This window comes from Nocardia carnea (genome assembly GCF_029868855.1).
GTDB classification, from domain to species: Bacteria; Actinomycetota; Actinomycetes; order Mycobacteriales; family Mycobacteriaceae; genus Nocardia; species Nocardia carnea_A.
On record NZ_JARWOV010000117.1, the window covers coordinates 1 to 5,060 of the forward strand.

Below are 5,060 nucleotides of genomic sequence, written 5' to 3' on the forward strand. Positions count from 1 at the left end.
CGAGAGTGAGTCCGGCGGCGGCGGCCGATGCGGCGCGGTGAGGTCTGGGCATGACGGCCAAGCGTAGTCTGCTGGCGTCGTTGGCTGTCGACTGCGGTGGTGGGTTAGGTGAGCGAGCTGTCCGGCTATTACACCGCCGACGATACCGTCTATATCCTGCGGGGCGGCGGCCGGGATCCGTTCGTGTTCGGTAACGTGACCGAGCGGCCGGGGCCGGACGCCCGCCACGCCCAGATCCCGCAGCGCGGCGATGTTGCGGAGACTGTAATCCCACACCGTGTGCCGCCGGAACAATGCGAGCAGGTCCGCGGTGACCCATTGCGAATCCGCCGATATCTGCTCCAGATTGAACAGAACGGCATCGTCGGGGACCGCGAGGTTCCACCAGGACAGCGTATTGCTGCCGAAAACGATATGGCGCCGGCCGGGCAGATCGAGATCGCCGGACAGCACACTGTCCATACCCAGTCGCAGCAACGCGATATGCACGGTTTCGGCGACTTCGCGGAATGCTTCTCGATGCGGGTAGGAAGCCGGTGGCGCAATGGTGACGGCGAACGCGGCGGCACGGGTCGATACAGCTGGCAGATTCACAGGGACTTCCGGCGGTTCTCGGTGGCAGCTTCGGGGCAGCGCCGCAGTGGCGATCGGTATCTCTGCCGACTGTATCGAACGCAGCCGACCACTGCCCCGAACCGCGGAACCGGTTCGAGCCCGGCACGGCACGACGACCTCTCTCCTCGGCCGGCCTACAACTCGACATTCCCGCTCCTGTCGTACTGTGCCGAGGACACCGGGAGCTGGAGGGCCGCCATGATCGATCCACCACAGCCGAGCGATTACGTGCCGATCCGGCCGTGCAAAGTACTGTCCGGGCAGACGCGCACTCGGCCGGCGGCCGCGACCCCGGCGATCTGCCGCATCCGTCGATGAGTTGCTGCGGGCCGTCGCGCCGGACCGTACTCGGGGCATTCGGTCTGGCCGCGCTGCTGTCCACCGCCGGACTACCCGGCGGCGGCCGCGTCACCGCGCAATCCGGTTCGATCGTGGCCACCGACCTCGAGGTCGTCACGGTCACCGATACGTCCGCCGTACTCACCTGGACCAGCCGCGGCCCTGACGCGGCCGGACGGCTCGTCCCGGTAGATACCGACGGCGAGGTGCTGCTGGCCCCGGCAGGCGGTCCGCCGCTCCGTCAGGTGTGGGGGTCCGGCGCGGCCACCGCCTTCCACTACGCCGAGATATCCGGCCTCGAACCGGGCCGCGCCTACCGCTTCGAAGCACGCTCCGCCGGGGTGCGGGCGGTACCGGCGGTCTCGGCAGCCACCGGATTGCCGGGCACACCGGAAACCACCGGAACCTTCGCCACCCTCGTCCCACCACCCGGGCGCCTACTGCGAACCCTCGCGCTGGCCAACGATATCCACTATGGCGAAACCGTGAGCGGGCTGGTGGTGGGCGAACTGCCGCCGGGTTTCCGGCAGGAACCGGGGCTGCCGCCGTACCCGCAGGTCATGCTGGACGCTCTGCTCGACGACCTGCGCCGAGCCGACCGCGGCGCGGAAATACTGCTACTCGCAGGTGATCTCAGTGCGGAGGCCCGCCCGGAGGAACTGCGCGCGGTCCGTAACCGGCTGGACCACTGGGGTAACGCGGGGCGCGACTATCTGGCGGTACGCGGTAATCACGATCGCCCACACCCGGGCACCGACTACACCGGTTGTCCCGTGGCCCCCGGCACTGCCGCGCACCACGATTGCTGGAGCGAGGTTTTCGGGCCGCGGCAACAACTTGTCGAACACGAACTGGGCGGCCTGCGGTTGCTCGGATTGGATACCAGTGCGCTCGACGGTGCGGGCGGAATCCTCGACGCACCGCAACTCGACCATGTGAGCGCGGTGCTACATGCCGAACCCGACCGCCCCACAATCGTTTTCGGCCATCACCCGGTGACCGCAGAGTCCGGTATCACCAATATCGGCGGCCCCGGGTTCGTCCTGGACCGCCCGAGCGCGTTACGGCTGCAGCACCTCTACGACACGGCACCCGGCGTCTTCCTACAGCACAGTGGTCACACCCACCGCACGCGCAGGACCCGGCCCGATACCGGATGTTCGGTCGAATTCCTCGAGGTCGCGGCCGTCAAGGAGTACCCGGGCGGTTACGGCCTGCTGCGGATCTACGAGGGCGGTTACACAGTGAACTTCTACAAGACCCGGACCGCGGCCGCGCGCCGCTGGAGCACGCTGACCCGCGGCGAGTACTTCGGACTGCTTCCCGACTACACCCTGGGCACCTTCGCCGACCGCAACCACGTTGTGCTGCGCGACTTCTCAGGACTGAGTTGAGTCGCGCCCGTCGCGCCGGGGCCGGGGCGACCCGGCTCCGGCCGGCACTTCGAGCGAGCGGCGGGAATCGAACCCGCGTGAACGGCTTTGCAGACCGTTGCCTCAACCACTCAGCCACGCCCGCGTGACCAGGTGATCATTGCCGGTGCGCGCCCTCGCGAACCAGGGTTCGGATCACGTGGATCGTAATCGGCCGGCGTGCCGCCGGGCACCGCGAGACCTCGATCCAGAGAACAGGGCCGGACAGGGCACCGCGGTGCGAGACGTACGGCCCGCATCGATATCCCGCGGCCCGTCGGTTCCGGGCCGCGCGGTGCGATCGGCCCCCGTGGCGCCGTGCGATGATCGAACACATGTCTCGTCCCCGGCCACTACCCCTGGACCCGATACAGGAGGCCCATCGTCAATGGGTCGGCCACGGCTGGGGCACGGTCGCCGACGGGATGGCGGCCGTTACCTCGCTGGTCCGGGCGCAGCAGATCGTCATGGCCCGGGTGGACGAAGCGCTGCGGCCCACCGGGCTCACTTTTTCCCGCTACGAACTGCTGCAGTTGCTGAACTTCAGCGCCACCGGCGCGCTGCCGATGGCGGTGGCCAGCGCACGGTTACAGGTCCATCCGACCAGCGTCACCAATTCGGTCGACCGGCTCCAGGCCGCGGGGCTGGTGAACCGGGTGCCGCATCCGAACGACCGGCGCGCGACCCTGATCGAGATCACCGATGCCGGGCGTTCGCTGGTCGCCGAGGCCACCGAGTACCTCAACGAACGGGTGTTCGCCCACCCGGAACTCCCGCCGGACCGGTTGCGGACGCTGTTGCAGTTGCTGACCGAGTTCCGGCATACGGCGGGCGACTTCGATACCGGCGAGGAGCCGGCCCGCTGGACCGAACCGTGAGCTCCGGCGGGTGTGGGCGCGGACCCGGCAAACAACGGTGCGGAAAACATACCGATCGGCCCCTTACTCCTGATCGGTAGCAAACGAATAACGGCCAGGCACCCGATCAGCAAATTTCTCGGTGATTCGGCTTGGCAACCCCGGCCGCGCAGCGCACCATATGTTTATGGTGCTGGTCCTCGGGGTATCGGTGGGCTCCTCGGGAGCGCGCGCCGTACTCACCCATTCCGATCAACCGCACCTGCCGCCGATCGACCGCTGCCATATCCCCCGCCCGCCGCGAGCGCCCCTCATCGACCCGGTACTCACCGCGGTCCGGCGGATGCATACCGCGGCCCGTCAACGCGACGAGTACATCACCGGCACCGCCGTGAGCTGCCGGGACCACCGGCAGGCCGAACTGGTCGGCGAAGCCCTCGGCACCGGCCGGGTAACCCTGGTGGACGAGCCGCTGGCTCAACTCCGGTATCTGCGGTTCACCGAGCAACTGCCGGCATCCGGTTCGGTGATGTTGTTCGACCTCGGATCGTCCGGGCTCACCCTGACGCAGGTGGACTGCCGAACCGATTCGGTGATCGCCGCCGCCCACCACCCGGGCCTCGGCGGCGACACCTACGACGAACTGCTGTGCGAATGGCTCGACCGGGCGGGAGTGTTCACCGATGAGGCGGCCGCCGGCCGATACCGGGAGGCGTTGAGCAGCGCGCGGGTGGTCACCGCCGCCGATCCGGCCACCGCCGAACGCGCGGTGATCACGCGCTCCGATCTCACCGAACTCTGTGCCGAACCCGTGGCGGAGGCCGTAGGACTGATCCGGCGGGTGAGCGAACAAGCCGAGGTCCCGGCCGAAACCGTTGCCCTGCTCGGCGGCTGCGCCCGCAACCCGGCGCTACGAGCCCGGCTGGCCGAGCTGCTCGATCTCCCGCTGGTCTGCGACCGGGAACCCGAGTACGTCTCGGCGCGGGGGGCGCTGCTGTTCGCGGCCCAGCGGCCCGTCGCCGGAAACCACACCGCGCATATCCGGGCAGGGGGTCAGGTGGTGCCGCTGAGCCCGCCGGTGGTCGGCCGGCGGAAGGTGTACGCGGCGGCGGCCGTCACCATCGGCCTGGGCGCCACCGTGGCCGGCCTGCTCACCGCACAGAACGGTACAGCGCAGCCCGCCCGGACCACCTACGTGCCGACAGATATCCTCGACGCCCCGCCCGAGCCCTGACCGCGCGACCGTTCAGCGATTGGTGAATTCGGCTGTCCGCTTGTCCACGAACGCCGCCATCCCCTCTTTCTGATCCGCGGTGGCGAACAACGAGTGGAACACCCGGCGCTCGAACCGCAGACCCTCGCTCAAGGTGGTTTCGAACGAGCGGTTCACGGCTTCCTTGGCGATCATGGCGACCGGCAGCGACATCGAGGCGATGGTGCCGGCGACCTCCAGGGCGGTATCGAGCAGTTCCGCGGCGGGCACGATCCGCGAGACCAGCCCGGCGCGTTCGGCCTCCTCGGCGTCCATATTGCGCCCGGTGAGCACCAGGTCCATGGCTTTGGCCTTACCGATCGCGCGGGTGAGCCGCTGCGAACCACCGATACCCGGGATAACGCCCAGTTTGATCTCCGGCTGCCCGAACTTGGCGGTATCGGCGGCGATCAGCAGATCGCAGATCATGGCCAGCTCGCAGCCGCCGCCCAGCGCGTACCCGCCCACGGCGGCGATGGTCGGCTTACGGAACTGGGCCAGCCGCTCCCAGCGGGCGAAGTAGTCGTCCATGAACATGTCCATATAGGACTTGGGCTGCATCTCCTTGATATCCGCGCCCGCGGC

The 5,060-nt window shown here is 68.6% G+C and carries 5 protein-coding genes and 1 tRNA gene; 3 read left to right on the forward strand and 3 right to left on the reverse strand.

The features are described 5' to 3' along the window. A partial coding sequence (locus QH195_RS11610) for a hypothetical protein (protein ID WP_280435358.1) occupies window positions 1-594 on the reverse strand: 594 nt, incomplete at its 3' end. Between the two features lie 263 nt (window positions 595-857). Between QH195_RS11610 and QH195_RS11615 the strand changes: the two genes are divergently transcribed. Beyond that, entirely contained in the window at window positions 858-2,348 is a 1,491-nt protein-coding gene (locus QH195_RS11615; protein ID WP_280435359.1) for a metallophosphoesterase, read from the forward strand. A 52-nt stretch (window positions 2,349-2,400) separates the two neighbouring features. Here QH195_RS11615 and QH195_RS11620 read toward each other — a convergent pair. Next, a tRNA-Cys gene (locus QH195_RS11620) sits at window positions 2,401-2,472 on the reverse strand. A 229-nt stretch (window positions 2,473-2,701) separates the two neighbouring features. Between QH195_RS11620 and QH195_RS11625 the strand changes: the two genes are divergently transcribed. Both QH195_RS11625 and QH195_RS11630 read left to right on the forward strand, forming a co-directional pair. Continuing rightward, the gene (locus QH195_RS11625; protein ID WP_280424565.1) at window positions 2,702-3,244 is read left to right on the forward strand and encodes a MarR family winged helix-turn-helix transcriptional regulator; all 543 of its coding nucleotides are present in this window, start codon (window positions 2,702-2,704) and stop codon (window positions 3,242-3,244) included. 166 nt (window positions 3,245-3,410) lie between these two features. Then, complete coding sequence (locus QH195_RS11630; RefSeq protein WP_280435360.1) at window positions 3,411-4,457, forward strand: hypothetical protein; 1,047 nt, start codon at window positions 3,411-3,413, stop codon at window positions 4,455-4,457. Between the two features lie 12 nt (window positions 4,458-4,469). Here QH195_RS11630 and QH195_RS11635 read toward each other — a convergent pair. Next, window positions 4,470-5,060, reverse strand: a 591-nt coding sequence (locus tag QH195_RS11635; RefSeq protein ID WP_280435361.1) for an enoyl-CoA hydratase-related protein, incomplete at its 5' end; no start/stop codon positions are given.

Excerpts from the sequence above, each read along its gene's own strand:
- QH195_RS11625 (WP_280424565.1), top strand. The coding sequence starts at position 2,702 with ATGTCTCGTCCCCGGCCACTACCCCTGGACCCGATACAGGAGGCCCAT.
- QH195_RS11630 (WP_280435360.1), top strand. The coding sequence starts at position 3,411 with ATGGTGCTGGTCCTCGGGGTATCGGTGGGCTCCTCGGGAGCGCGCGCC.